General features: G+C 71.8%; 28 protein-coding genes. 13 read left to right on the top strand and 15 right to left on the bottom strand.

Annotation, left to right across the window (positions count from 1 at the left end; all coding sequences use genetic code 11):
* Positions 1–7: 7 nt before the first annotated feature.
* The 3 genes from ABZS40_RS15155 to ABZS40_RS15165 are packed head-to-tail and all read right to left on the bottom strand — an operon-like array spanning position 8 to position 2189.
* Positions 8–262 carry a MoaD/ThiS family protein gene (locus ABZS40_RS15155; protein ID WP_354943857.1) on the bottom strand — a complete coding sequence of 85 codons (255 nt, stop codon included), beginning with the start codon at positions 260–262 and terminating at the stop codon, positions 8–10.
* A 2-nt stretch (positions 263–264) separates the two neighbouring features.
* Positions 265–1278, bottom strand: coding sequence for a GTP 3',8-cyclase MoaA (gene moaA, locus ABZS40_RS15160; protein WP_354943858.1), 1014 nt, complete (start codon positions 1276–1278; stop codon positions 265–267).
* Complete coding sequence (locus ABZS40_RS15165; RefSeq protein ID WP_354943859.1) at positions 1275–2189, bottom strand: fructosamine kinase family protein; 915 nt, start codon at positions 2187–2189, stop codon at positions 1275–1277. The genes moaA and ABZS40_RS15165 overlap by 4 nt, the downstream gene beginning before the upstream one ends.
* A 173-nt stretch (positions 2190–2362) precedes the next feature.
* Between ABZS40_RS15165 and ABZS40_RS15170 the strand changes: the two genes are divergently transcribed.
* The 3 genes from ABZS40_RS15170 (at position 2363) to ABZS40_RS15180 (ending at position 4114) form a co-directional block, all read left to right on the top strand.
* Positions 2363–3406: a DUF4192 domain-containing protein gene (locus ABZS40_RS15170; RefSeq protein WP_354943860.1), complete on the top strand. Its 1044-nt coding sequence runs from the start codon at positions 2363–2365 to the stop codon at positions 3404–3406.
* Between the two features lie 61 nt (positions 3407–3467).
* Positions 3468–3719 (top strand): hypothetical protein, encoded by a 252-nt coding sequence (locus ABZS40_RS15175; RefSeq protein ID WP_354943861.1) that lies wholly within the window; start codon positions 3468–3470, stop codon positions 3717–3719.
* A complete protein-coding gene (locus tag ABZS40_RS15180; RefSeq protein ID WP_354943862.1) occupies positions 3716–4114 on the top strand; it encodes a hypothetical protein in 399 nt (132 codons plus the stop codon). Before ABZS40_RS15175 ends, ABZS40_RS15180 begins: the two co-directional genes overlap by 4 nt.
* Before the next feature lie 55 nt (positions 4115–4169).
* Here ABZS40_RS15180 and ABZS40_RS15185 read toward each other — a convergent pair whose 3' ends face one another.
* Together ABZS40_RS15185 and ABZS40_RS15190 are read right to left on the bottom strand one after the other, a co-directional pair.
* Positions 4170–4373 (bottom strand): DUF397 domain-containing protein, encoded by a 204-nt coding sequence (locus tag ABZS40_RS15185; RefSeq protein ID WP_354943863.1) that lies wholly within the window; start codon positions 4371–4373, stop codon positions 4170–4172.
* Positions 4361–5110: a DUF5753 domain-containing protein gene (locus ABZS40_RS15190; protein ID WP_354943864.1), complete on the bottom strand. Its 750-nt coding sequence runs from the start codon at positions 5108–5110 to the stop codon at positions 4361–4363. Before ABZS40_RS15190 ends, ABZS40_RS15185 begins: the two co-directional genes overlap by 13 nt.
* A gap of 252 nt (positions 5111–5362) precedes the next feature.
* Between ABZS40_RS15190 and ABZS40_RS15195 the strand changes: the two genes are divergently transcribed.
* Positions 5363–5674, top strand: coding sequence for a hypothetical protein (locus tag ABZS40_RS15195; RefSeq protein WP_354943865.1), 312 nt, complete (start codon positions 5363–5365; stop codon positions 5672–5674).
* 30 nt (positions 5675–5704) lie between these two features.
* A complete protein-coding gene (locus ABZS40_RS15200; RefSeq protein WP_354943866.1) occupies positions 5705–6421 on the top strand; it encodes a GAP family protein in 717 nt (238 codons plus the stop codon).
* 13 nt (positions 6422–6434) lie between these two features.
* Here ABZS40_RS15200 and fdhD read toward each other — a convergent pair whose 3' ends face one another.
* Positions 6435–7301, bottom strand: a complete 867-nt coding sequence (fdhD, locus tag ABZS40_RS15205) for a formate dehydrogenase accessory sulfurtransferase FdhD (protein ID WP_354943867.1) — start codon at positions 7299–7301, stop codon at positions 6435–6437.
* Positions 7302–7441: 140 nt separating this feature from the next.
* On the opposite strand from fdhD, the gene ABZS40_RS15210 reads away from it, so the two are divergent.
* From ABZS40_RS15210 to ABZS40_RS15220, 3 genes are all read left to right on the top strand, one after another.
* Positions 7442–8176 carry an NTP transferase domain-containing protein gene (locus ABZS40_RS15210; RefSeq protein ID WP_354943951.1) on the top strand — a complete coding sequence of 245 codons (735 nt, stop codon included), beginning with the start codon at positions 7442–7444 and terminating at the stop codon, positions 8174–8176.
* Positions 8173–8439, top strand: a complete 267-nt coding sequence (locus tag ABZS40_RS15215) for a DUF6457 domain-containing protein (RefSeq protein ID WP_112625373.1) — start codon at positions 8173–8175, stop codon at positions 8437–8439. Before ABZS40_RS15210 ends, ABZS40_RS15215 begins: the two co-directional genes overlap by 4 nt.
* 81 nt (positions 8440–8520) lie before the next feature.
* Positions 8521–9627 carry a hypothetical protein gene (locus ABZS40_RS15220; RefSeq protein WP_354943868.1) on the top strand — a complete coding sequence of 369 codons (1107 nt, stop codon included), beginning with the start codon at positions 8521–8523 and terminating at the stop codon, positions 9625–9627.
* Between the two features lie 6 nt (positions 9628–9633).
* On the opposite strand, the gene ABZS40_RS15225 is transcribed toward ABZS40_RS15220, so the two are convergent.
* Positions 9634–10590 carry a zinc-binding dehydrogenase gene (locus tag ABZS40_RS15225; protein ID WP_354943869.1) on the bottom strand — a complete coding sequence of 319 codons (957 nt, stop codon included), beginning with the start codon at positions 10588–10590 and terminating at the stop codon, positions 9634–9636.
* Positions 10591–10662: 72 nt separating this feature from the next.
* Positions 10663–11127, bottom strand: a complete 465-nt coding sequence (locus ABZS40_RS15230) for an Lrp/AsnC family transcriptional regulator (protein WP_210787437.1) — start codon at positions 11125–11127, stop codon at positions 10663–10665.
* 59 nt (positions 11128–11186) lie between these two features.
* On the opposite strand from ABZS40_RS15230, the gene ddaH reads away from it, so the two are divergent.
* Complete coding sequence (gene ddaH, locus ABZS40_RS15235) at positions 11187–12020, top strand: dimethylargininase (RefSeq protein ID WP_354943870.1); 834 nt, start codon at positions 11187–11189, stop codon at positions 12018–12020.
* A gap of 67 nt (positions 12021–12087) precedes the next feature.
* Here the strand turns inward: ddaH and ABZS40_RS15240 are convergent, their stop codons facing one another.
* Positions 12088–13275, bottom strand: a complete 1188-nt coding sequence (locus ABZS40_RS15240; RefSeq protein ID WP_354943871.1) for an ABC transporter substrate-binding protein — start codon at positions 13273–13275, stop codon at positions 12088–12090.
* Between the two features lie 81 nt (positions 13276–13356).
* Positions 13357–14154, bottom strand: coding sequence for an alpha/beta hydrolase (locus ABZS40_RS15245; protein WP_354943872.1), 798 nt, complete (start codon positions 14152–14154; stop codon positions 13357–13359).
* A gap of 84 nt (positions 14155–14238) precedes the next feature.
* Here ABZS40_RS15245 and ABZS40_RS15250 point away from each other — a divergent pair, with 84 nt between their 5' ends.
* Positions 14239–14841, top strand: coding sequence for a bacterial proteasome activator family protein (locus ABZS40_RS15250; RefSeq protein WP_091396749.1), 603 nt, complete (start codon positions 14239–14241; stop codon positions 14839–14841).
* Positions 14842–14843: 2 nt separating this feature from the next.
* Here the strand turns inward: ABZS40_RS15250 and ABZS40_RS15255 are convergent, their stop codons facing one another.
* The 3 genes from ABZS40_RS15255 to ABZS40_RS15265 form a co-directional block, all read right to left on the bottom strand.
* Positions 14844–15656 (bottom strand): HAD family hydrolase, encoded by an 813-nt coding sequence (locus tag ABZS40_RS15255; protein WP_354943873.1) that lies wholly within the window; start codon positions 15654–15656, stop codon positions 14844–14846.
* A complete protein-coding gene (locus tag ABZS40_RS15260) occupies positions 15656–16477 on the bottom strand; it encodes an HAD hydrolase family protein (RefSeq protein ID WP_354943874.1) in 822 nt (273 codons plus the stop codon). Before ABZS40_RS15260 ends, ABZS40_RS15255 begins: the two co-directional genes overlap by 1 nt.
* 328 nt (positions 16478–16805) lie before the next feature.
* On the bottom strand, positions 16806–17543 hold the full coding sequence (locus ABZS40_RS15265) for a hypothetical protein (protein WP_354943875.1): 738 nt from the start codon (positions 17541–17543) through the stop codon (positions 16806–16808).
* Positions 17544–17674: 131 nt separating this feature from the next.
* Here ABZS40_RS15265 and ABZS40_RS15270 point away from each other — a divergent pair, with 131 nt between their 5' ends.
* The 3 genes from ABZS40_RS15270 to ABZS40_RS15280 all read left to right on the top strand — a co-directional run bounded on the left by ABZS40_RS15270 (position 17675) and on the right by ABZS40_RS15280 (position 19448).
* Positions 17675–18106: an OsmC family protein gene (locus ABZS40_RS15270; protein ID WP_091396762.1), complete on the top strand. Its 432-nt coding sequence runs from the start codon at positions 17675–17677 to the stop codon at positions 18104–18106.
* Between the two features lie 141 nt (positions 18107–18247).
* The gene (locus ABZS40_RS15275; protein ID WP_030487733.1) at positions 18248–18595 is read left to right on the top strand and encodes a metallopeptidase family protein; all 348 of its coding nucleotides are present in this window, start codon (positions 18248–18250) and stop codon (positions 18593–18595) included.
* Positions 18596–18725: 130 nt separating this feature from the next.
* A complete protein-coding gene (locus ABZS40_RS15280; RefSeq protein WP_354943876.1) occupies positions 18726–19448 on the top strand; it encodes an AIM24 family protein in 723 nt (240 codons plus the stop codon).
* A gap of 76 nt (positions 19449–19524) precedes the next feature.
* Here the strand turns inward: ABZS40_RS15280 and pheA are convergent, their stop codons facing one another.
* Together pheA and ABZS40_RS15290 are read right to left on the bottom strand one after the other, a co-directional pair.
* On the bottom strand, positions 19525–20478 hold the full coding sequence (gene pheA, locus ABZS40_RS15285) for a prephenate dehydratase (protein WP_354943877.1): 954 nt from the start codon (positions 20476–20478) through the stop codon (positions 19525–19527).
* Between the two features lie 10 nt (positions 20479–20488).
* Entirely contained in the window at positions 20489–20983 is a 495-nt protein-coding gene (locus tag ABZS40_RS15290) for a hypothetical protein (RefSeq protein ID WP_354943878.1), read from the bottom strand.
* Positions 20984–21049 lie beyond the last annotated feature (66 nt).

Raw genomic sequence — 21049 nt, forward strand, 5'->3', positions numbered from 1 at the left:
GCCTCCCTCAGCCGCCCGCGAACGGGGGCAGGACATCGATCGTGGCCCCGGCCGGCAGGGATGCCTGACGATCATGACAGGTGACGCCGTCCACGAGGAAACTCGCCACCCGCAGCACCCCGGCGAGCCGGTCGCCGTGGCGCTGGGTCAGCTCGGCAGTGAGGTCGTCGAGTGACCGCCCGGCGGGAATGGCCTCCTCGGCGCGGCCGGCGGCGGCGCGGGCGCCCGCGAAGTAGCGGACGGTCAGCGGAGTCCCGTCCATGCTCAGCCTCCGATCGCGGACATCGGGCGGGTCGGCTGAAGGAAGGTGGGGTCGTCGATGCCGTGCCCGGCGCGCTTGCCCCACATCGCGGTACGCCAGCGTCGGGCCAACTCGTCGTCGTCCGCGCCGGTGCGTAGTGCGGCGCGCAGGTCCGACTCTTCGGTGGCGAAGAGGCAGGCGCGGACCTGGCCGTCGGCGGTCAACCGGGTGCGGTCGCAGTCCCCGCAGAAGGGGCGGGTGACGCTGGCGATCACACCGACCCGGGCGGGGCCCCCGTCGACCAGCCAGGTCTCCGCCGGTGCCGCGCCGCGCTCGGTCGGGTCGGGGCTCAGATCGAAGACGGTACGCAGCGACGCCAGGATCTCCTCGGCGGTGACCATGGTGTCGCGGGCCCAACCGTGCTGGGCGTCCAGCGGCATCTGCTCGATGATCCGTAACTGGTAGTCGTGATCGAGGGCGAAGCGGAGCAGCGCCGGCGCCTCGTCCTCGTTGACACCACGCATCAGCACTGAATTGATCTTCACTGGGTTGAGCCCGGCAGCCGCCGCTCCGGCCAGCCCGGCCAGCACCGCGTCGAGGCGGGGGCGGCGGGTGAGCTTGGTGAACAGGTCCGGGTCCAGGGTGTCCAGTGAGACGTTCACCCGGTCCAGGCCGGCCGCCCGCAAGGCCGGGGCCAGCCGGTCCAGGCCGATGCCGTTGGTGGTCAGCGAGACCCGGGGGCGGGGTTCGAGGGCGGCGACCGCCGTCACGATGTCGACCAGCCCGGATCGGATCAGCGGCTCACCGCCGGTGAACCGCACCTCGGTCACGCCGAGCAGTTCGACGGCCACCCGGACCAGCCGGACGATCTCCTCGTCGGTCAGCAACTCGGGGCCGGCCAGCCAGGGGAGCCCTTCCGCCGGCATGCAGTAGGTGCAGCGCAGGTTGCACTTGTCGGTGAGGGACACGCGCAGGTCCCGGGCGACACGGCCGAACCGGTCGACGAGGACGCCATCGGTGCCCGGGGCGACGCTCACCTGTCGACCGTAGCGCGCTCGGCGGTGCTCAGGACGGCACGGGCGGTCTGGACGACCACATCTCGGAAGCTGGCGCCGAAGAGTGCGGTGTGCACGAGCAGCAGATGCAGCTGATGCACTGGCACGCGGTCACGCCAGCCGTCCGGTAGTGGCCAACTCTCCTGGTAGGCGGCCAGCACCCGATCCAGGTGGGGGATGCCGCCGAAGAGGGCGAGCTGGGCGAGATCCGTTTCGCGGTGCCCACCGTGCGCTGCCGGGTCGATGAGCCAGGCCCGGTCGTCGGCCCCCCACAGCACGTTGCCCGGCCACAGGTCGCCATGGATGCGCGCGGGCGGCTCGTCGCCGCCGAGCCCGTCGAGGCGGCCGATCACCTGCTCGACCAGAGCGGCATCGGCGCTGGTCAGCGCGCCACCGTCGACCGACCGTCGCAGGTAGGGGGCGAGGCGCCGCTCGGCGAACCAGGTCGACCAGCGCCCGCCCGTGGGGGTGTTGTCCTGTGGGAGCGAGCCGATGAACCCGGGCCAGCTGGCACCGAAGGCGGACGCGCCCGTCCGGTGCAGCCCGGCCAGCTCCCGGCCGAAGCGCTCCGCGGCCTCCGGCGTCGGTTCGCCGGGCTCCACCCAGTCGAGCGCCAGCAGCTCCGGCAACACCACGATCACCTCGGGTACGCCGACAGCGCCCGCCTCCCGCAGCCAGCGCAAGCCGGCGGCCTCGGCGGCGAAGAAGCCCTCCGGCGCCGGTTGGTCGGCGCCCTCCGGCCAGGACTTGGCGAAGACGGAGTGGCCGTCGTCGAGGGTGAGCCGGGCGGCGGCGCAGATGTTTCCACCGGCGACCGGCGTCTCCCGCAGCCGCTGGTGGGTCCGGAAGGTCGGTAGGTGTGCCGGATGCGCGCGCAGGTACGCCAGGTCCATCAGCGCACGGTAACCGCTCCTTACGACAGCCAGGTGTCGCCCGACGACATCGGCGCTCTTTCCGCACCCGTAGGTGTGGCGTGAGCAGGGAAAACACGTTCAGTAACTGTGGATAAGCCGCGTGTCGTCCACAGGGGTGGCAGGGCCCGGTACGTCCGCCGCAGGCTTCCGACATGACCTCGACCGAACGCCCTCAGCTCGCCGTCCGCTCACCCGCCGACCTGATCGCCGCCGTGCCGTACCTGCTCGGCTTTCATCCCACCGACAGCGTGGTCGCCGTGGCGCTGGTCGGGCGGCAGATCGTCTTCGCCGCCCGCGCGGACCTGCCCGACCCGACCGAGCTGGGCGGGCTGGCCGGGCACCTGGCTGGTGTGATCCGCCGGCAGGGCGCGGAGGCCGCCACCGTTGTGGGTTACGGGCAACCGGAGCGGGTCACCCCGGCCGTGGACGCGGTGCGCGACGCGCTGAACGACTTCGGGCTGCACGTGCTCGACGCGCTGCGGGTCACCGACGGTCGCTGGTGGTCCTATCTCTGCACCGAGCCCGCCTGCTGCCCGCCCGAGGGTCGCCCTTATGACCCGACCGTCAACCGGGTGACCGCCTCGGCGATCTTCGCCGGTCAGGTCGCACTCCCCGACCGGGCCGCCCTGGTGGCGCAGGTGGCACCGGTGGACGGCCCTTCCCGGGACGCTGCCCGCGCGGCCACCGCCCGCGCCGAGCTGAGACTGGCCGAGCTGGTCGAGCAGGCCCCCGAGAGCGACCTGCTCGGGGCGCGGGCGCTGCGCGCCGCCGGGATGGCGGCGGTCCGCGAGGCCCAGCGCCGGCAGCGGCGTGGTGAGCGGCTCGACGACGACGAGGTGGCCTGGTTGAGCCTGCTGATGACCCACCTGCCGGTTCGCGATCACGCGTGGGAACGCACCGACGGCCGGGACCGGGACATCGCCCTCTGGACCGACGTGCTGCGCCGCGCCGAGCCGGAGGTGGCCGCCGCGCCGGGTGCGCTGCTGGCGTTCGCCGCCTGGCGCGCCGGACAGGGCGCGTTGGCGGCGGTCGCGCTCGAACGCACGCTGAGCCTGCACCCCGACTACTCGCTCGCCCTGCTGCTGGACGACCTGCTCCGGCGCGGCGTGCCCCCGGCCGAGCTGGACGGCTGGCCGTCGGTCGGGATGCCCGGCGTCATCCGGCCCCGCAAGCGGAGCCGACGTGGCCGCCGCTGACCAGCCCCGCCGTCCGCGTGGTAACACCGTCGGTGCTACCGGAATTGATACGCTGGAGGACATGACAGTGAAGCGCTCCGTGAGCCTCCCCGACGACGTCGCGCAGTGGCTCGATCGGCAGCCCAACGTCTCGGCGGCCATCACTGCGGCAGTGCGAGCCCAAATGGACGGCACGCATCTCCATGAGGTGCTGCGGCGTGCCGGCATCGAGGTGACCGAGGCGGGCAGGGTGCGGTGGCGGGAGCGCCTGGCGACGCCCATTCCCGCAGATGCCTTGGCCGAGGGGCGTCGGATGCTGGGGCACGCCGAATGAGCGACCAGATCGCTGTCGTGTTCGATGCGTCGGCGTTGACGGCCTACATCGAGGGCAACGTCTCGGTGGGGGAGTTGATGCTGGAGGTCGCCGACGAGGGGCGGCACGTTGCCGTCCCGGCGACCTGTTTGGCGGTCGCCATCGCCGGCGCGGGCGACGAGGTGGGCACGGCGCTACTGGCGCTGATGATGAGCGCCCCGATGATCCGCCTGCTGCCGCTCGACGCCGAGGACGTGCGAGACACCGGCACGCTCGCCCGTGCCGTTGCTGGAGACATCTCGCTCGGTCAGGCCGCTCGTGCTGCACTCACATACGAGGCGCACTACGTGACCACGCAGCCCAAGGTGGCGTCGAAGGTCCTGCCCACCCGGTGGAGCATCCTCGATCTGGCTTGACGCCGACACCGGGCGGCTTCACCTATCCGGGCGACCAGTTCGATGGGACTGCACCTCAGCCGACGGGGCCGATCCTCTTTGCCAGCCCGACGAAGCCCGCCCAGGCGGCCGGCTCGAAGGTCAACGTGCCGCCGTCCCGGTCCTTGGTGTCGCGTACGAGCACGACACCCGGCAGGTTGTCGGCCACCTCTACGCACGCGCCACCGTTCGAGCTGCTGCGGGTGCTCTTGCGCCAACGGGCGCCGGTCAGGTCATCCATGCTCGCGCTCTCATCAGGTCGATGGTCAGGTCTCGCGGTAGCGCTAACGACCTCACGCTATCCCAGACCGCCCAGAGCGGAGCAACGTCATTACTGAGGCGTCCGGCCGCCTGGTCGTCGAGGTAGCCGACATCGTCGCCATCCGGTGTGCTGGCGATGACGAAAGGCCCGGCCTGGCCGGGGTGGAAACCAGCCGTCAGGGGGAGGACGTGGATCATCACCGCCGGCCGCTCGGCGAGCGCGATCAGATGGTCGAGCTGCTCAGCCATGATGTCGGCTCGTCCCCGACGCAGCGCGGCCTCGTCGATGACGAAGACGCTCAACGGCGGGCGGGGCCGATCGAACACATCAGCCTGCCGGCGAAGGCGGGTCTCCACGTGCGCCTCCAGGTCGTCGTCGGCCCAGAGGCCACTGCTCAGCACGGCTCGCGCGTACGCCTCGGTCTGTAGGAGGCCGGGCAGCACCGCCGATTCGTACCACCGGAGCCCCACCGCCTCGCGCTCGATGTCGGTCCAGGGTCGGAACCACGCCGGCTCGCGTCGCTTGTACAGGTCGGGCCAGAGGTCGCCCTCGTCGCGGCCGAGAACCTCAGCGACCTTTGACCGGTGCCGCGTCTGCGGAATCCGTCCCGGGTTCGCCCACTTGGCCGCCGTCTTTGGATCAACGCCGATCTGGGCGGCAAGGCTGTCGGCGGTCAGGCCGGATCTCGACATGGCTTCAGCGACTGCGCGATTCATCCCTGCCTCCTCTGGTTCGTCCGAGACGTCCACAAGAGATATTGCTACGCAGTGTATTCGGATCGCAACCCTTGGAAGCGTGTGTCTGAGACGGCGTGGCCGGCAGGGATCACCCGAGACCCGGCGGTCGCGTTCGTGCCGGGGCCGCCTCGTGGGCGAGCACTCAGGGGCGGCCCCTCCCAACGACGAGGGGGAGCTTTGCCGGTCAAGCCGAAGCCCACGAATCCGCCACCAGCTCGATTGATCCGAACGATGAGGGCCGGCGACCTCATACGCCTGTCCCGCTCGGCTAGCCCGCAGTTCGTCAGGCCCATCACGGTCCGGGTCATCCGCGAGCTGACCGACCGGCACACCTACCACGGTTGGACCTGGATCGAGGCGTACGAGCTGGGGCCGGACGGCAGCGCACGCGCCAAGCGTGAACTGTTCGTGCTCCGCGAAGGGGTCGACCTGTTGGCGTCGGGCCAGCCCGGCCAGCCCGGCTTGCGACGCCCTCCGTCAAAGGATGTACGCGTTGCTCCTGTCCACGGCCGACGCGGCTGGTCCACCGCCGCCGGAGAATGATCTCGTGACCGTTCTCCGCGTTGGTACGACATGACCCCCGAGTTGCTGCTGTCGCTGGCCGGGCTGGCGTTGATCGACAGCACCAGCATCGGCACCCTCTTCATCCCGGTCTGGTTGCTGCTCGCCCCCGGGCCGGTCAACGTCCGGCGGATCCTGGGCTACCTCGCCACCATCGCGGCGTTCTACCTCGCGGTAGGGCTGCTGCTGGTCTGGGGCGGTAGCGCGCTGGGGGACGCGCTGGGCGGCGCCCTGGACAACCGGGGCGTCCTCTGGGCGCAACTCGTCCTGGGTGTGGGAATGCTGGCGCTCAGCTTCCGCTACGACGGCAAGCGGCGTCCCCGTACCGGTGGCGTGTTGCGCTGGCGGGACCGGGCCACCGCCGGAGACTCCTCGACCCGCTGGTTGGTGGGGCTCGCGCTGCTCGCGGCGCTTGCCGAGGTGGCGACCATGCTTCCGTACCTCGGTGCGGTGGGTCTGTTGGCCACCTCGGGGGTGGGAGAGGCGAGCGTGGTGGCGCTGCTCACCGGGTACTGCCTGGTCATGGTGCTGCCGGCGGTGTTGTTGCTGGGTGCCAGGGTGGCCCGCCCGCGACTGGTCGAGCCGGTGCTGGCCCGCCTGAACACCTGGATCGTCACGAAGGCGGGCAGCGCGTTGGGCTGGATCCTCGGCATCGCCGGTTTCCTGATCGCCCGCGACGCCGCCGCACGGCTTTCCCTCTTCGACCTGATCGACCGAATCGGTCGCTGACGGGGCGCTCGGGTCAGGCAGGCTGCTCCACAGTGATCCGCTGCGGCCCGGTGTAGACGTTCATGGTCCGGCCGCGGAGGAAGCCGACAAGTGTCATCCCCGCCTCGTCGGCCAGTTCGGCGGCGAGGGTGCTCGGGGCGGACACCGCGGCCAGCAGTGGCAACCCCGCCATCCACGCCTTCTGGGTCAGCTCGAAGCTGGCCCGTCCGGAGACCAGCAGCAGGTGCCCGGCGAGCGGCAGCCGGCGTTCCCGCACGGCCCAGCCGATCACCTTGTCGACGGCGTTGTGCCGGCCCACGTCCTCCCGGAGCACCACCAGCTCACCGTCGGGGGTGAACAACCCCGCCGCGTGCAGCCCGCCCGTCCGATCGAAGCCGCGCTGGGCGGCGCGCAACCGGTCGGGCAGCTCGGCGAGCAGCGTGGCCGGCACGCTGAGCGGATCCGCCGCGACCGGGAAGAGCGACCGGGTGCGTACCGCGTCGATGCTGGCCTTGCCGCAGACCCCGCAGGAGCTGGTCGTGTAGAAGTTCCGGGACGGGTCGGTGGTCGGTTCCGGTACGCCGGGGGCGAGCACCACGTCCACCACGTTGTACGTGTTCGGCGTCTCCGCGCCGGCGCAGAGTTGCGCGGTCAGCACGTCGTCGGTCGACCGGATCAGCCCCTCCGTCAGCAGGAAACCGATGGCCAGGTCCAGGTCGTCGCCCGGAGTACGCATGGTGACGGCGAGCGGCCGACGCCTGCCGGGACCGGCCGCGCCGACCCGGATCTCCAGCGGCTCCTCCACGGCGAGCGTGTCCGGTCGGCGGACCGATCCGCGGCCGGCGGTCGCCGCGTCCAGGTCGATTCGGAGTACGCCGCGTCGATCAGTTGCCCGTCCCATCCCGCTATCCTCCACCCCACCCCGACCCCACCCCACCCCCGCGCGTTGATCATGAAGTTGTCCGCGCGTGTCGTCGGCGTGTCGAGCGATACCTTCATGATCACCGGGGCGAGGGTCGGGCCTGAGCGAGCGCCGGCACGATCGGGCGCTGGCGCGGCTACGGTGGCCGGGTGGGGACGTACGCCGCAGTGGTGCTCGCGGGTGGGGCCGCCCGACGGATGGGCGGGGTCGACAAGCCCGCGCTTCCGGTCGGTGGCCGGCCGATGCGTGACAGGGTGCTGGTCGCCGTCAGCGACGCGACGCCGCGGGTGCTGGTCGGTGCGGCCGACTCCGTGCCGGCGGGGGTGCGGGTCGTCCGGGAGGACCCGCCCGGCGGGGGTCCGGTCGCCGCGGCGGCTGCCGGCCTGGCGCTGCTGGATCCCGACGTCAGTCTGGTCGCGCTGCTCGCCGCCGACCTGCCGCTGCTCACCCCTGCCGCGATCGGTGACCTGCTGAAGCACCTCGACCGGGAGACCCCCGACACCGAACAACCGGGCGGCGGCTCTGCTCCGGCGCCGCCGGCACGCAGCGGCTCAGCTCCGGCGCCGCCGGCGCACAGCGGCCCCGCCGGCGAGCGGGGACCGGACGGGGCGTGCTTCGTGGACGGGGACGGGCGGCGGCAGTCGCTCTGCGGTGTCTGGCGGGTCACCGCGCTGCGTGCGGCCTTGGACCGGCTGACGGTCGAGCGGGGCGGCAGTCTGTCCGGGGCCCCGGTCCGGGCGTTGCTGGCGGGTCTCGTCGTGCGGGAGGTGGCCTGGTCCGGCGAGGGCCCGCCGCCGTGGTTCGACTGCGACACTGACGAGGACGTACGCCGGGCGGAGGAGTGGACGCGATGACGGTGATGGACGACTGGGTCACGGCGGTGTGCGCCGAGTTGGATCTGGACCCGGCCGCGGTGCCGGTGCCGGCGGTGCTGGATCTGGCCCGGGACGTCGCTCACCAGGTGCTGCGTCCGGGTGCGCCGGTCACCGCGTACCTCTTCGGGTTGGCGGTTGGCCGGGGCGCGGACCCGGCGGACGCTGCGGCCCGGCTCAGCGCGCTGGCGGGCGCCTGGCCGGTCGAGCTGGGCGCCGACCCCGCCGACCCGACGGCCCCCTGACCGCCGCTGTCCGATCCCGGTCGGGGCTGATTCGACCAACAGGCGGCGTGGGTAGGGTGATCGTGACGGACGGAGGCGATCATGACGGCTGACCACCCCTCGGCGCCGCACGGTGATCTGCCCGGCGCTTCGACTGAGCCGGCGGAATCGATCCTGCTCGACGAGCCCAGCACCACCGACCTGCGGGCGAAGGTGACCGAGGCGTGGCGGGAGTTCGCCCGCGCGCTCGCCGTACGGCTGCGGGAACTTCCCGTCGGCGCGAACCTCGACCTGACCCTTGACCCCACCGCCTCCGGCACCGGGGACGCCGTCTATTCGATCAGCGTCGACGTGGACGCGGACCGGGTGTTGTCCGCCCGCGCGGTCGGCAACGCCGCACTGCCGGCGGGCTACCGACTGGACCGGGGCGCGGTGGCGGACATGGTCGCGCTTGGTTGGTCCCCGCCCGGGGTGGTCGCCGGCTCCGGTGGTTCCTTCGGGCTGAACGCCACGACGGCCGAGTCGACGCAGGTCGCCACGCTGCTCTCCCGCACGCTGCGGGACGTCTACGGTGCCCCGCACCCGGCCTTCCTCGTCTATCTGGTGCACGACGCCGAGGGCGAGCCGTTGGCAGTGGACCCGCTGGGCACCGCCCGCAGCGAGTTCGGCCCGGACGCCGACGTCGAGGGTGACCTGGAGGAGGCGTTGGCCGAGGCGGCAGCCGCGCAGGTCGAGCGGGACGACGTGCTCGACCTGGCCGATCGGGTCCGCACCGTGGTCTCCACGATGTTGAAGTCGGACACCGACCGGTTGCAGATCGACTCGGACGGCGACATCACCATCCGTGCCGGCTCGGCGATGGTCTTCGTGCGGGTACGGGACAATCCGCCCCTGGTGGACGTCTTCTCGCCGGTGCTCACCGAGGTGGAGCCGACCGAGCGGCTCTACGTCAAGCTCTCCGAGCTGACGAACCGGATGCCGATCGGCCGCCTCTACTGCGCCGACGACACGGTCTGGGCGTCCATCCCGGTGTTCGGCCGTAACTTCCAGGCGACCCATCTGATGCTGGCGGTGCAGGTGATGACCGGTCTCGCCGACGAGTTGGACGACCGTCTGCACGGCGAGTTCGGCGGCAAGCGGTTCTTCGGTGAGGGTGACAAGCCGGTCCGGCGCGACGAGTCGGAGCACCGCACCGGCATGTATCTCTGAGCCCGATCAGGCCACGTCCAGCAGGGTCTTGCCGACCGTCGCGCGCGCCTCGATGGCGGCGTGCGCGTCGGCGGCGCGTTCCAGTGGGAAACGTTGGCCGATGAGCGGTCGCAGGCGGCCGGCCGCCGCGTCCGCCAGGGCCTGTTCGGTGTACGCCCGCAGCCGGGCCGGCGGCACGTCCGGGCGGACCACTGTGACCTGCCGTGCCGTGGCGGCCTCCGCCGACACCGGGGACCACTCCCCGCTCGCCAACCCGAAGCTGACCATCCGGCCGCCCGGGGGGATCAGGTCGAAGGCGGCCCGGGCCACCGGGCCACCGACTCCGTCGAGCACCACGTCGACCCCGCCCACCTCAGCGCGGATCTGCTCGGCCCACTCGGGCAGCAGGTAGTCGACGGCCAACTCGGCGCCCAGGCCGGGTAGCAGGTCCACCTTGCGTCGCCCGCCGGCCGCGCCGATCACGCGGGCCCCGGCCCGGGCCGCGAGTTGCACCAACAGGCTGCCGACGCCGCCGGCTGCGGCCTCCACCAGCACCCGGTCACCTGGGCGGACACCGACCGCCTCGATCAGCATGGTGGCGGTCCGCCCGTCGGCCAGCAGCGCCACCGCATCGTCCAGCGCCAACCCGGCCGGCACCGCGATCGTCGCCGACGCGTCCACGGCCGCGCGTTCGGCGTAACCGCCGGAACCTCCGGTGGCGCTCACCACCCGCTGCCCGGTCAGCGCCCTGTCGACGTCCGGCCCGACACCCGTGATCACCCCGCCGACGCCGTTGCCGGGGATCAGCGGTGGGGTGAGGCGGAACGGGCCGGGGCGACCGGCGCGCAGCTGCGTCTCGATGAAGGTGATGTTCGCGTGCGCGACGTCGATCAGCACCTGGCCGGGGCCGGGGACCGGGTCGGGCGCGGGGCCCGGCACCAGCACCCCGGGCCCGCCGAACTCACGTAACCAGATCGCCCGCATGACAGTCCCCTCGGCCCCGGTGGGCTGCCTCGCCCACTCGGGGCCAGTCCATCTCCTCAACCTGGGTTGAGGTCAAGAGGCGCCAGCGGACGGGCCGACGCCGGGGGACTCGACCAGCCGGGAGAGCACGATGGTGCTGCGGGTGGAGGTCACGAAGGACTCGGCACGCAGCCGCTCCAGCGCTGCCTCCAGGTGGGCGATGTCGGCGGCGCGCAGGTGCACGAGCGCGTCCGCCTCCCCGGAGACGGTGTACGCGCCGACCACCTCGGGGTGTCGGCGGGCGGCCACGCCGATCTGCGCCGGGGTGGTCCGGCCGGCGCAGAACAGCTCGACGAAGGCCTCCGTGGTCCAGCCGACGGCGGCCGGATCAACGACGGCCGTGAATCCCCTGATCACGCCGGTGGCGCGGAGTCGGTCGACGCGACGCTTGACCGCTGGGGCGGAGAGTGACACCCGGGCGCCGATGTCGGCGTAGGACGCGCGGGCGTCCGCGACGAGCAACGCAATGATCCGCTGGTCTACCGCATCTATCTGCAACGTTCCGCCTCTGGGAAGCAACGCTTGTGGCTGTTTTCAAAGTTCTACGGTACCTACTCTTGGTGACCGTGAACCAGCAGCGTTTCCCGCGAAAGCGGACATATCTCATGTGCTCGCCGGATTACTTCGCGGTCGAGTACGCGATCAACCCGTGGATGGACGTGGCCACCCCGGTCGATCGGGACCTGGCCGTCAAACAGTGGGACCGGCTGCGCGAGACGCTTGTCGGCCTCGGCCACGAGGTGCATCTGCTCACCCCCGAGCAGGGCCTGCCCGACATGGTCTACGCCGCCAACGGCGGCTTCGCGGTGGACGGCAGCGTCTACGGCGCCCGGTTCAAGCACGAGCAGCGGGCCGCTGAGGCTGCCGCCCACCACGCCTTCTACGAGGCGCAGGGCTGGCGGTTCATCGCACCCAGCGAGACCAACGAGGGCGAGGGCGACTTCGCGTACGTGCCGGAGGCGCACGGCGGGCTCATCCTGGCCGGTCACGGCTTCCGCACGGAGATCCCCGCGCACGCGGAGGCGCAGGAGGCGCTGGGTCGTCCGGTGGTGTCGCTGCGCCTGATCGACCCCCGCTTCTACCACCTGGACGTGGCGCTCGCGGCCATCGACGACGCGAACATCGTCTACTTCCCGGGCGCGTTCTCCGCGGCCAGTCAGCGGGTGCTCACCCAACTCTTCCCGGACGCGGTGGTCGCCGACGACGAGGACGCGATGGCCTTCGGGCTCAACCTGGTCAGCGACGGCGCGAACGTGGTGCTCAACAGCGAGGCCACCCGCCTGGCCGGCAAGCTCAAGGCGGCCGGGTACACCCCGGTCCCGGTCGAGCTGGCCGAGCTGAAGAAGGGTGGCGGCAGCGTGAAGTGCTGCATCGCCGAGCTGCGGCACTGACCCGCGAACGCCTCGGGGTCGGCCTCCCACTGGGAGACCGGCCCCGAATCGTGCTCCGGGTGGGCGTTCAGCCCAGCGTGGCCAGCTCGTTGATCAGCACGTTCGACATGACCTGACCGTCGCGCTGCACCTCGCGCAGGTACCACTTCTGCTGCGGGGTACGCGGCTGGTTGAACTGCCAGATGCCGCGCGGGCTGTCGATCTGGCCGATCTTGCCCAGCGCCAGGTTGACCTGCTGCGGCGTGGGCTTCCCGCCGGTCAGCTGGATGGCCTGGTCGAGCACCTGCGCCGCGTCGTACGACGCCATCGCGTACGTGGTGGGGGTGAACTGGTACTTCTTGCGGTACGCCGAGGCGAAGACCCGGTTGGACGTGTTGTTCAGGTCGGCCGAGTAGTTCAGCGCGGTCTGGATGCCCAGCGCGTTGTCCTTCAAATTTTCCAGCACGGTGCCCTCGGTGAGGAAGCCGGGTGCGTAGATCGGCCCGGCGAACTTCTCGCGCAGCTGCTTGATGAACTCCACGGCGGCCGCTCCGGCGAAGAAGCAGAAGACCGCCGTGGGGTTCTTGGCCAGCGCCTTGGTGATGTCCGAGGAGTACGTCGTCTTGCCGGGGTTGGAGGTGGAGCTGGTGTAGGTCACCGCGTCGCGAATCCGCGGGTCGGTCGCGCCGAACTCCTGCCGGAAGCCGCGGACCACGTCGGGGCTGCCGACGTTCTCCGGCATGATGATCGCGACGCGGCCGTTGGCCGGCAGTTGGTCGCGCAGGTAGCGGCCCAGCGCCCGGCCGGCTTCGTCGAGCACGTACGAGGTCCGCCAGATGTAGAAGACGCTCTGCAGGCTGCTCGGTGAGGCGTTGGAGCCGATCAGCGGGACCCGGGCCTGCTCCACGGTGTCGCGGATGCCGACCATCACCGCCGAGTTGACGACGCCGGTGAGCGCCAGCACGCCCTGCTTGAGCAGACCTTCGACGGCAGCCTTGCCAGTCTTCGCGGTGTCGCCCTCGTCGGCGGTCAACAGCTCCACCGGGTGGCCACCCAGCCGCTGGTCGTGCAGGTCGAGGAAGAGCTGGAAGCCATTGGTGATGTCGTCGCCGATGCTCTTGAAACCACCAGCCTGCGGCGTGATCAAACCGATCTTGATCGGGCCCCGGTCGGCGGTCGGCTCGGCGTCACCGTCTGAGCCACACGCGGCGACGAACCCGGTGGTACCGAGCGCGGCCAACAGTTGGAGCGCCCGCCTGCGATTCATCTGCGACACCGAGTTCCTTCCACGGAAGCGTTACAGGGCCGAACACCGCCCCTCCGGCGTTCTACCTGGTCCGCGACGCTGCGTCAATGGCTAGTGATCATCGTGCAGGGACCGCAACGCGGCAAGGACCTGAGACCAGGCCACGGACTCCGGGTCGATCAGCCCGAAATGCTCGCATCCGGGCAGTTCAACAAGGGAAATATCGGAACCTGCGGCACACGCCTCCGCGACGAAGTCCCGGCTCATCTCCACCGGGACCTGATGATCGTCCGAGCCATGAACAACTACTGTCCGTGTCCGTATCGGTACCAACATTCGTGGATCCGCGCTCGCGTACCGGTCCGGGACCTGCGCCGGGCCGCCGCCGAGCAGCGCGGCGACAGCGCCCGAGTCCAGATCTCGCCGGTACGCCTCGCCCAGATCGGCCACCGGGGCCAGGGCGAGCACCCCGCCCACCGTCGCCGGGGCGGTGGCCGCCACGTACAGCGCCAGGTGGCCGCCGGCGGAGTGCCCGACCAGGATCGGCGCGGCCAGGCTCACCCGGCCGGGGAGCGCCTCGGCCGCCAGCGCCGGCAGCTCGGCCACCCCGGTCAGTACGTCGGTCAGGGTGCCCGGCCAGCCACCGCCGGGCTGCCCGGTGCGGCGGTATTCCAGCTGCGCCACCGGGTAGCCGTCAGCGGCGAGGGCTGCGGCCAACGGGCCGGTGTGCCGTCGGTCGTACTCGGCCCGCCAGAAGCCGCCGTGCAGGACGACGACCAGCGGCCGGGCCGGCCCGGTTCCCGCCGGGAGGCGCAGATCGGCCACCTGGTCGGGGTGGTCCCCGTACGCCACCGTCCGGTCGGGCTCCGGTGCGGGCCGGGTCAGCACGGCGCGCGGGTCGACAGGCATGGCGCGACGGTAACGCGCCCCGCCCGGGTGGTTCGGCCCCGGTAGTCGGTCCCGGCCGGCATAGCTCGCGCCCGCTGGGTAAAGATGGACCCCATGACCGAAGCGCGCTCCGCTGGACAGAACGACGAGCCCGGCCCCGACGACTCCGGCCACTCCGGCACCGTGGTGGTGGTGGGCCCGGACGGCCGGCCGATCGGCACGATGCAGACCGACGAGGGCCAGGGCGAGGACCCGACCCGCCTGGTCGAACAGCCGGCCAAGGTGATGCGGATCGGCAGCATGATCAAGCAGTTGCTGGAGGAGGTGAAGGCCGCACCTCTCGACGACGCCAGCCGCAACCGGATGCGGGAGATCCACGAGCGGTCGATCGTCGAGCTCAAGGAGGGCCTCGCCCCCGAGCTGCGCGACGAGCTGGAGCGCATCTCGCTGCCCTTCGCCGAGGACAAGGCCCCCAGCGAGGGGGAGCTGCGGATCGCGCACGCCCAGCTCGTCGGCTGGCTGGAGGGCCTGTTCCACGGCATCCAGGCGGCCCTGGTGGCCCAGCAGATGGCCGCCCGGGTGCAGCTGGAGCAGATGCGCGGTGGCCGCCAGGCGCTGCCCAGCGGCCCCGGTGGGGTCGTCCCCGGGATGCCGGGCATCGGCCAGCCGGGCGGCGGCGAGGGTCACAACACCGGTCAGTACCTCTGACCTCAGTCCACCCCGAAGATCTTCTCCAGGTACGCCGCCACGCCGTCCTCGGTGTTCGCCGTCGTCACGTCGTCGGCGACCGCCAGGACGGCGCGGTGCGCGTTGGCCACTGCCACGCCACGCCCGGCCCAGGTGAGCATCGGCACGTCGTTGGGCATGTCACCGAAGGCCAGCACGTCCGCAGCAGCCACCCCGAGCTGGTCGCAGTACCAGGCCAGCCCCGCCGCCTTGGTCACCCCGGCCGCGGAGATCTCCACCAACCCGGAGGACGACGAGTGCGTGGCCTCGGCCAACCCCGCCACCGCCGTGGCGATCAGCTCGGCGAAGGCATCCGGGTCCTGCTCGCCGGCTCGGGCGAGGAGCTTCACCGCCGGAACCGACAGCAGCTCCTCCGGCGTCTCGATCGGCCGGATGCCGTTGGCGTCGGCGTCCCAGCGCAGCGGGTAGTGCGCCTCGTGCCGCATCTCCCGGCTGTCCAGGATCTCCACGGCGAAGCTGATCCCGGGCACCTCGGCCCGTAGCCTCCGGGCCACCTCGGCCAGGTGTTGCGGGGCGAGCGGGTCAGCCCGCACCACCTCGTCGGAGAACGGGTCGTAGACCACGGCGCCGTTGGCGCAGACCGCCGGCAGCGGTCGGGCGAGCTGGTCGTACACCATCTTGAGCCAGCGGACCGGACGGCCGGTGACCAGGACGACCGGCGTGCCTCGCGCGGAGATCCGCGCGAGCAGGTCGGCGGTGCGTGGGCTGACGGTGTGGTCGTCGCGGATCAGCGTGCCGTCGATGTCGGTGGCGATGAGGCGGGGCGTGTCTCCCATTACCGGGACAGTAGCCGGTCCAGATACACCGCCACCCCGTCGTCGTCGTTGCGCAAGGTCACCTCGTCGGCGACGGCGCGCAGCGCGGGGTGCGCGTTGGCCACGGCCACCCGCGACCAGCCGGCCCACTCGAACATCGGCAGGTCGTTGGGCATGTCACCGAAGACCAGCACATCGGCCGGGTCGACCCCGAGGGTCTGCGCCACCACTGTCAGCCCGGTCGCCTTGTCCACGCCGGGCGGGCAGATCTCGATGAAGCCGAGCCCGGCCTGGGTGAGCGTGGCGACCTGCGGCGGAACGATCCGGCGGGCCACCGCCAGCAGCTCGTCCACGTGGTGGTCGGCGGTCCGGGCGAACGCCTTGATCACGTCGCAGGCGAGGCACTCGTCGCGAGTGCGCGCCTCGAAGCGGTCCTGGTAGGGCCAGCTCTCGTGGTAGTCGCCCCACAGCGGGGCGTCGTGCTCGTCGGACGCCTCGACCATCACGGTCAGCGGGCCGACAGCCGCCTCCAGGTCGGCGAGGAGCCGGGCCAGCACCTCGGCGGGCAGCCGCTCGTCGCGGAGCACCACCGGGCCGGTCGGGTCGCTCTGGTCGACCACCCGTCCGCCGCCGGCCATCACCAGGAAGTCGGCGGCCCGAATGTCGTTGCGGGTCAACTCGGTCAACCGAGGGCCGCGTCCGGTCGCGCCGACCACCGGAATTCCGGCGGCGCGCACCCGGTCGAGCACCCCATGGGTGTACGCGGAGACGGTGTCATCGCTGCGGACCAGCGTCCCGTCGAGGTCGGTCGCGATCAACTTGGGCAGTCCCGGGCGGGTCATCGTTCCTCCTTCGCCCGCCGCCGTCGCACCGCCATGGTCAGGGAAACCGACTCCCGGCGTGACGGCGGGCAGCAACCGTACCTCGCGGAACGGGTCGCATCCATGGCTTCCAGGCGAATCGGACGCCAACCCCGGGCACCCGCAAGATGTCCCCCGCGCGCCACCTCCCCGTCCCCGCAGGCGCCCCCGCCCCTCTCCACGTCGATCAAGGACTTGTGGTGGCCACTTCATCCGCTTGTGCGACTTATGCCCACCACCACAAGTCCATGATCGACGCGGTCGGGTGGGACGCGGTGAGGGGGTGGGGGCGGCGGGGCGCGGCGTGGGGTCAGGGCTGGGGGTCGGGGCGGGCGAAGGGGGCGGCTGGGGTGACCGTGAGGTCGGCTGGGGCGGGGAGGCCGTCCTCGATCGGGTCGGGGTCGCGGCGGCGGCGCCGGGGTCGCGGTGCCGCCGGGTCGGCGGGGCGGTCGTCGTCCGGCGGCCCGAACGCGCCGGGGGATGCGGCGGGGGTCAGCCGCAGGGCGGCCGCGAACAGCACACAGGCGGCGAACGCCATCACCAGCCCACGGCCGTACTCGACCTGGAAGCCGTCCTCGGGCGAGTAGAAGAGGTTTCGCTCACCGGGGTTGTCGAGGCTGGCCGTGGCGGCCACCAGCAGCGCCAGCAGGGCACCGGCCAGGGTGAGACCGGCCAGCCGGGCGTTCGGCCGCACGGCCGCTGTGCCCCGCAACGACAGCGCCACGATGCAGACGAGAACGAGGAGCCCGAACAGGTAGCCGACCCCGAAGCCACCGACATCGGACACCCCGGCGGGCACCTTGATCGTCGTGTTTCCTTCGGGCCCCCCGTTCGGCACGCTCATCACGAGCCACTCACCGACGAGCGAGGCGATCGCGGCCACCGCGCCCAGACCGGCGAGCAGGAGGGGCAGACGGGGATCCTGTACGAGATCGGCCAGGGACCAGGCGAAGCGGCGTCGCGGGGCCGGCTCGTCGGCACCCCACCCGATCACCGCCGGGGCCTCGGATCGGTCGCCCTGCCGCGGGATTGGAAGCTCCTCGGACATCGGCCACCCTTCCGCCGGTCACGGACCTGGCTCGCATCATGGCACAGCAAGCTGGTGGTGACAGGGATCGCAGGGCTGGCGAGCGCGCCGGTCTGTCGCTCGGCGGTCGCCTTTCCGCTAGCGTCTGCCCCATGCCTATCCGTACCGCTTCAGCACAATGGCAGGGCAATCTCACCGAGGGCGCGGGCACCATCCGCACCGGTAAGGGCGGCCTGTCCGGGAACTACTCCTTCAAGTCGCGCTTCGAGGAGGGTGAGGGCACCAACCCCGAGGAGCTGATCGCCGCCGCGCACGCCGGCTGCTTCTCGATGGCGTTCTCCAAGGCGCTTGCCGACGCGGGCTCGACGGCCACCTCGGTCGAGACCACCGCCAAGGTGCACCTGGACAAGACCGACGCCGGCATGACCGTGACCCGGATCGACCTGGAGACGGTCGGTCAGGTCCCGGGGATCGACGACGCGGAGTTCCAGAAGCTCGCCGAGGCCGCCAAGGCCAACTGCCCGATCTCCCGCCTGCTCTCGCCGGGTGCCGAGATCACCCTCAACGCCCGCCTGGCTGCCTGAGCCAGCCGGCCCACACCGCACGTCCACGGAAGAAGCCTCCGCCCGGTCCCGGGTGGTCGCTTCTTCCGTGCATGTGCCGATCTGTCGTCCAGCAGGACCGGGCCTCGTGCCCCCGCGTCGGGCACAATGGGCGAGGTGCCGGTGGAGATGAGCCGTGAGCGCTTCGAGGAGTTGGTCGGCGAAGCCCTCGACGAGGTGCCCGAAGAACTACTCGGCCTGATGAACAACGTGGTGATCCTCGTCGAGGACGACCCGCCACCGGGGGAGGTCGACCTGCTCGGCCTCTACGAGGGGCATGCGCTCACCGAGCGCGGTTGGGACTACTCCGGTGTGCTGCCCGACCGGATCTTCATCTACCGCCATCCGATCCTGCGGATCTGCGACAACGACGAGGACGTCATCGACGAGGTGGCGGTGACAGTGGTGCACGAGATCGCCCACCACTTCGGCATCGACGACGCGCGGTTGCACGCGCTCGGCTGGGGCTGAGCCCCGCCGCTTCGACGCCCGTCCGCGCCACACGGCCGGGCCGCGGCGCGCCGCCCGGCCGATGGCCGGTGCTTGCCGAGGTCGCCTACCGTCGGTGCAGCGAACTCGACCCTATTCAGGAGGCCCTTTCATGCGCAGCGAGCTGTTCTCCGCGGAAAATCTGGAGAAGGAGTCCGCGCAGCCCGGCATGCGGTTGCAGAACTCCAAGATGTTGAAGATCGAGCTCAACGGTGAGGCGATGGCCCGGGTCGGGTCGATGGTCGCCTACCAGGGAAATGTGCAGTTCCAGGCGTTGGGTTCAGGCGGGCTCGGCAAGTTCCTCAAGCAGAAGCTCACCGGCGAGGGCGTCCCGCTGATGAAGGTCTCCGGTCAGGGTGACGTCTTCCTCGCCGAGCTGGCCAAGGACGTGCACATCATCGACCTGGAGCCGGGCGACGCCCTCTCCATCAACGGCTCCAGCGTGCTCGCCTTCGACTCCACCCTCCAGTACGACATCAAGGTGGTCGGCGGCGCCGGGATGGCGTCCTCGTCCGGCCTCTTCAACTGTGTGTTCAGCGGCTACGGGCGGATCGCCATCACCACCAAGGGCACCCCGGTCGTGCTCAACGTGGACGCCCCGACGTACGTCGACCCGCAGGCCGCGGTCTGCTGGTCGGCCAACCTCCAGACCGGCTACCACCGGGCCGAGCAGCTCGGCCTCGGCACGCTGCTCGGCCGCCGCACCGGTGAGTCGTTCACCATGAGCTTCGCCGGTCAGGGCTTCGTGGTGGTGCAGCCGTCCGAGGAGCCGCCGGTCCTGGGCAGTGGTCAGCAGCAGCAGGAGGGCGGTCTGCTCGGCGGTCTGCTGAGCTGATCGGGGCACCTCATCTGTCGAGCTGACCGGCAGCGGCGCGGGCGCCCCCCGTTCTCCCGGGGGCGCTCCGCGCCGGTCAGGTCAACTCACCGGTACGCAGGCGGGTCAGCCAGGCCGCCGCGTCGGCGTAGTCGACGTCGGAGAGGCCCGCTGGCGCGGGCACCGGGCGTTCGCCCGCCTCGGCCCACCGGTGCCGGGGATAGGAGCCCAGGAAGCGGACATCGGCACAGACCCTTCGGAGCCCCTGCAACGCCTCGCCCAGGCGTACGTCGGCCACGTGGCCGGTGCAGTCCAGGAAGAAGACGTAGCGGCCCAGCGCCTCGCCGGTCGGACGGGATTCGATCCGGGTCAGGTTGACGCCACGGACGGCCAGCTCCATCAGCACGGACAGCAGCGCGCCGACCCGGTCGTGGGCGATGTAGACCGCGAGCGAGGTGAGGTCGTCACCGGTCGGCGGCGGTGGCGGCCCGGGGCGGGACACCAGCGCGAACCGCGTCACCGCGTCGGGGTGGTCGGCGATCTTGTCGGCGAGTGTGGTGAGTCGGTGCCGGGAGGCTCCGATCGGTGCGCAGATCGCCGCGTCGTACTCGCCAGTGCCGGCGCCGGCGGCGGCCGCGCCGTTGGAGAGCACGTCGACCACCACGGCGTCGGGGAGGTGGTCGCGCAACCAGCCCCGGCACTGGGTGGACGCCTGTGGGTGGGCCGCCACGGTGCGGATCGAGGTCAGCGGGGTGTCGGGCCGCGCGGCGAGCACGAACTCCACCGACAGGATCACCTCGCGGGTGATCACCAGCGGTTCGCCCTCGGCCATCTCGTCCAGCGTGACGCCCACCGCGCCGCCGATCGAGTTCTCCAAGGGCACCAGCGCGGCGTCGGCGTCGCCGGCGCGGACGCTGTCCAACGCCTCTCCGACGCTGCGGGCGGGCGTACGGGTGCCGCGTTCGGCGGCGGGTATGGAGCGCAGGGCCTGCTCGGCGAAGGTGCCCTCCGGCCCGAGGAAGACGAAACGTGTCGGCGGTGTTCCCGGCATGACGATCAGCCTACGCACCCGGCCCGTTGGCCGGGCCGGCGTCGCAGGCGAGGGCGCGGATCCCGGCCGGGCTGGTGGCGCGTACCTCGATGGTGCAGACGTCGGTGCCGGCGGTGACCAGCACCGGGGAGGCGGGCTCGCCCCGGGTGACCACCTGGAGTTCCTCGTGCCCGGTCACCGTCAACACTGTGAACTGCCAGTCGCCGGCGCAGAGCGGCCCGGTGCGGACCTGGACCCGGACGTTCGCCGGCAGCACTCCGGCCCGGCCGCGCAACAGTTGCAGCACCCGCTGCCCGGTCGGCCCGTTGCGGCAGGGCGTCGCGACCAACCCGGCGTCCGGGGTGGGCGTGACAGTACCGAGAGACGGCGCGGTGGTCGGCGGCGTGGCCGGTGCGGTGCTCGAGCCGGACGGTGTCGGGGCCGCGGTGTGGGTGGGCACGCTGGTCGGCTCCCCCAGCCCGGGCGGGGCGCCACAGCCGGCCAGCGCCGCGACGGCGAGCGCCATCGGCAGGACTCGGCCGAGGCTCCGCGCAGGAACGCGCTCGGCTGTGCGGCCAGGAGTGACCGACGA

Source organism: Micromonospora sp. NPDC005324, assembly GCF_040607155.1.
Taxonomy (GTDB): Bacteria; Actinomycetota; Actinomycetes; order Mycobacteriales; family Micromonosporaceae; genus Micromonospora; species Micromonospora trifolii.

Coding starts and splice junctions, on each gene's coding strand:
- ABZS40_RS15155 (WP_354943857.1), bottom strand. CDS start 262: ATGGACGGGACTCCGCTGACCGTCCGCTACTTCGCGGGCGCCCGCGCC.
- ABZS40_RS15165 (WP_354943859.1), bottom strand. CDS start 2,189: ATGGACCTGGCGTACCTGCGCGCGCATCCGGCACACCTACCGACCTTC.
- ABZS40_RS15170 (WP_354943860.1), top strand. CDS start 2,363: ATGACCTCGACCGAACGCCCTCAGCTCGCCGTCCGCTCACCCGCCGAC.
- ABZS40_RS15175 (WP_354943861.1), top strand. CDS start 3,468: ATGACAGTGAAGCGCTCCGTGAGCCTCCCCGACGACGTCGCGCAGTGG.
- ABZS40_RS15180 (WP_354943862.1), top strand. CDS start 3,716: ATGAGCGACCAGATCGCTGTCGTGTTCGATGCGTCGGCGTTGACGGCC.
- ABZS40_RS15185 (WP_354943863.1), bottom strand. CDS start 4,373: ATGGATGACCTGACCGGCGCCCGTTGGCGCAAGAGCACCCGCAGCAGC.
- ABZS40_RS15190 (WP_354943864.1), bottom strand. CDS start 5,110: ATGAATCGCGCAGTCGCTGAAGCCATGTCGAGATCCGGCCTGACCGCC.
- ABZS40_RS15195 (WP_354943865.1), top strand. CDS start 5,363: ATGAGGGCCGGCGACCTCATACGCCTGTCCCGCTCGGCTAGCCCGCAG.
- ABZS40_RS15200 (WP_354943866.1), top strand. CDS start 5,705: ATGACCCCCGAGTTGCTGCTGTCGCTGGCCGGGCTGGCGTTGATCGAC.
- fdhD (WP_354943867.1), bottom strand. CDS start 7,301: ATGGGACGGGCAACTGATCGACGCGGCGTACTCCGAATCGACCTGGAC.
- ABZS40_RS15215 (WP_112625373.1), top strand. CDS start 8,173: ATGACGGTGATGGACGACTGGGTCACGGCGGTGTGCGCCGAGTTGGAT.
- ABZS40_RS15220 (WP_354943868.1), top strand. CDS start 8,521: ATGACGGCTGACCACCCCTCGGCGCCGCACGGTGATCTGCCCGGCGCT.
- ABZS40_RS15225 (WP_354943869.1), bottom strand. CDS start 10,590: ATGCGGGCGATCTGGTTACGTGAGTTCGGCGGGCCCGGGGTGCTGGTG.
- ABZS40_RS15245 (WP_354943872.1), bottom strand. CDS start 14,154: ATGCCTGTCGACCCGCGCGCCGTGCTGACCCGGCCCGCACCGGAGCCC.
- ABZS40_RS15250 (WP_091396749.1), top strand. CDS start 14,239: ATGGACCCCATGACCGAAGCGCGCTCCGCTGGACAGAACGACGAGCCC.
- ABZS40_RS15255 (WP_354943873.1), bottom strand. CDS start 15,656: ATGGGAGACACGCCCCGCCTCATCGCCACCGACATCGACGGCACGCTG.
- ABZS40_RS15260 (WP_354943874.1), bottom strand. CDS start 16,477: ATGACCCGCCCGGGACTGCCCAAGTTGATCGCGACCGACCTCGACGGG.
- ABZS40_RS15265 (WP_354943875.1), bottom strand. CDS start 17,543: ATGTCCGAGGAGCTTCCAATCCCGCGGCAGGGCGACCGATCCGAGGCC.
- ABZS40_RS15270 (WP_091396762.1), top strand. CDS start 17,675: ATGCCTATCCGTACCGCTTCAGCACAATGGCAGGGCAATCTCACCGAG.
- ABZS40_RS15280 (WP_354943876.1), top strand. CDS start 18,726: ATGCGCAGCGAGCTGTTCTCCGCGGAAAATCTGGAGAAGGAGTCCGCG.
- pheA (WP_354943877.1), bottom strand. CDS start 20,478: ATGCCGGGAACACCGCCGACACGTTTCGTCTTCCTCGGGCCGGAGGGC.
- ABZS40_RS15290 (WP_354943878.1), bottom strand. CDS start 20,983: ATGGCGCTCGCCGTCGCGGCGCTGGCCGGCTGTGGCGCCCCGCCCGGG.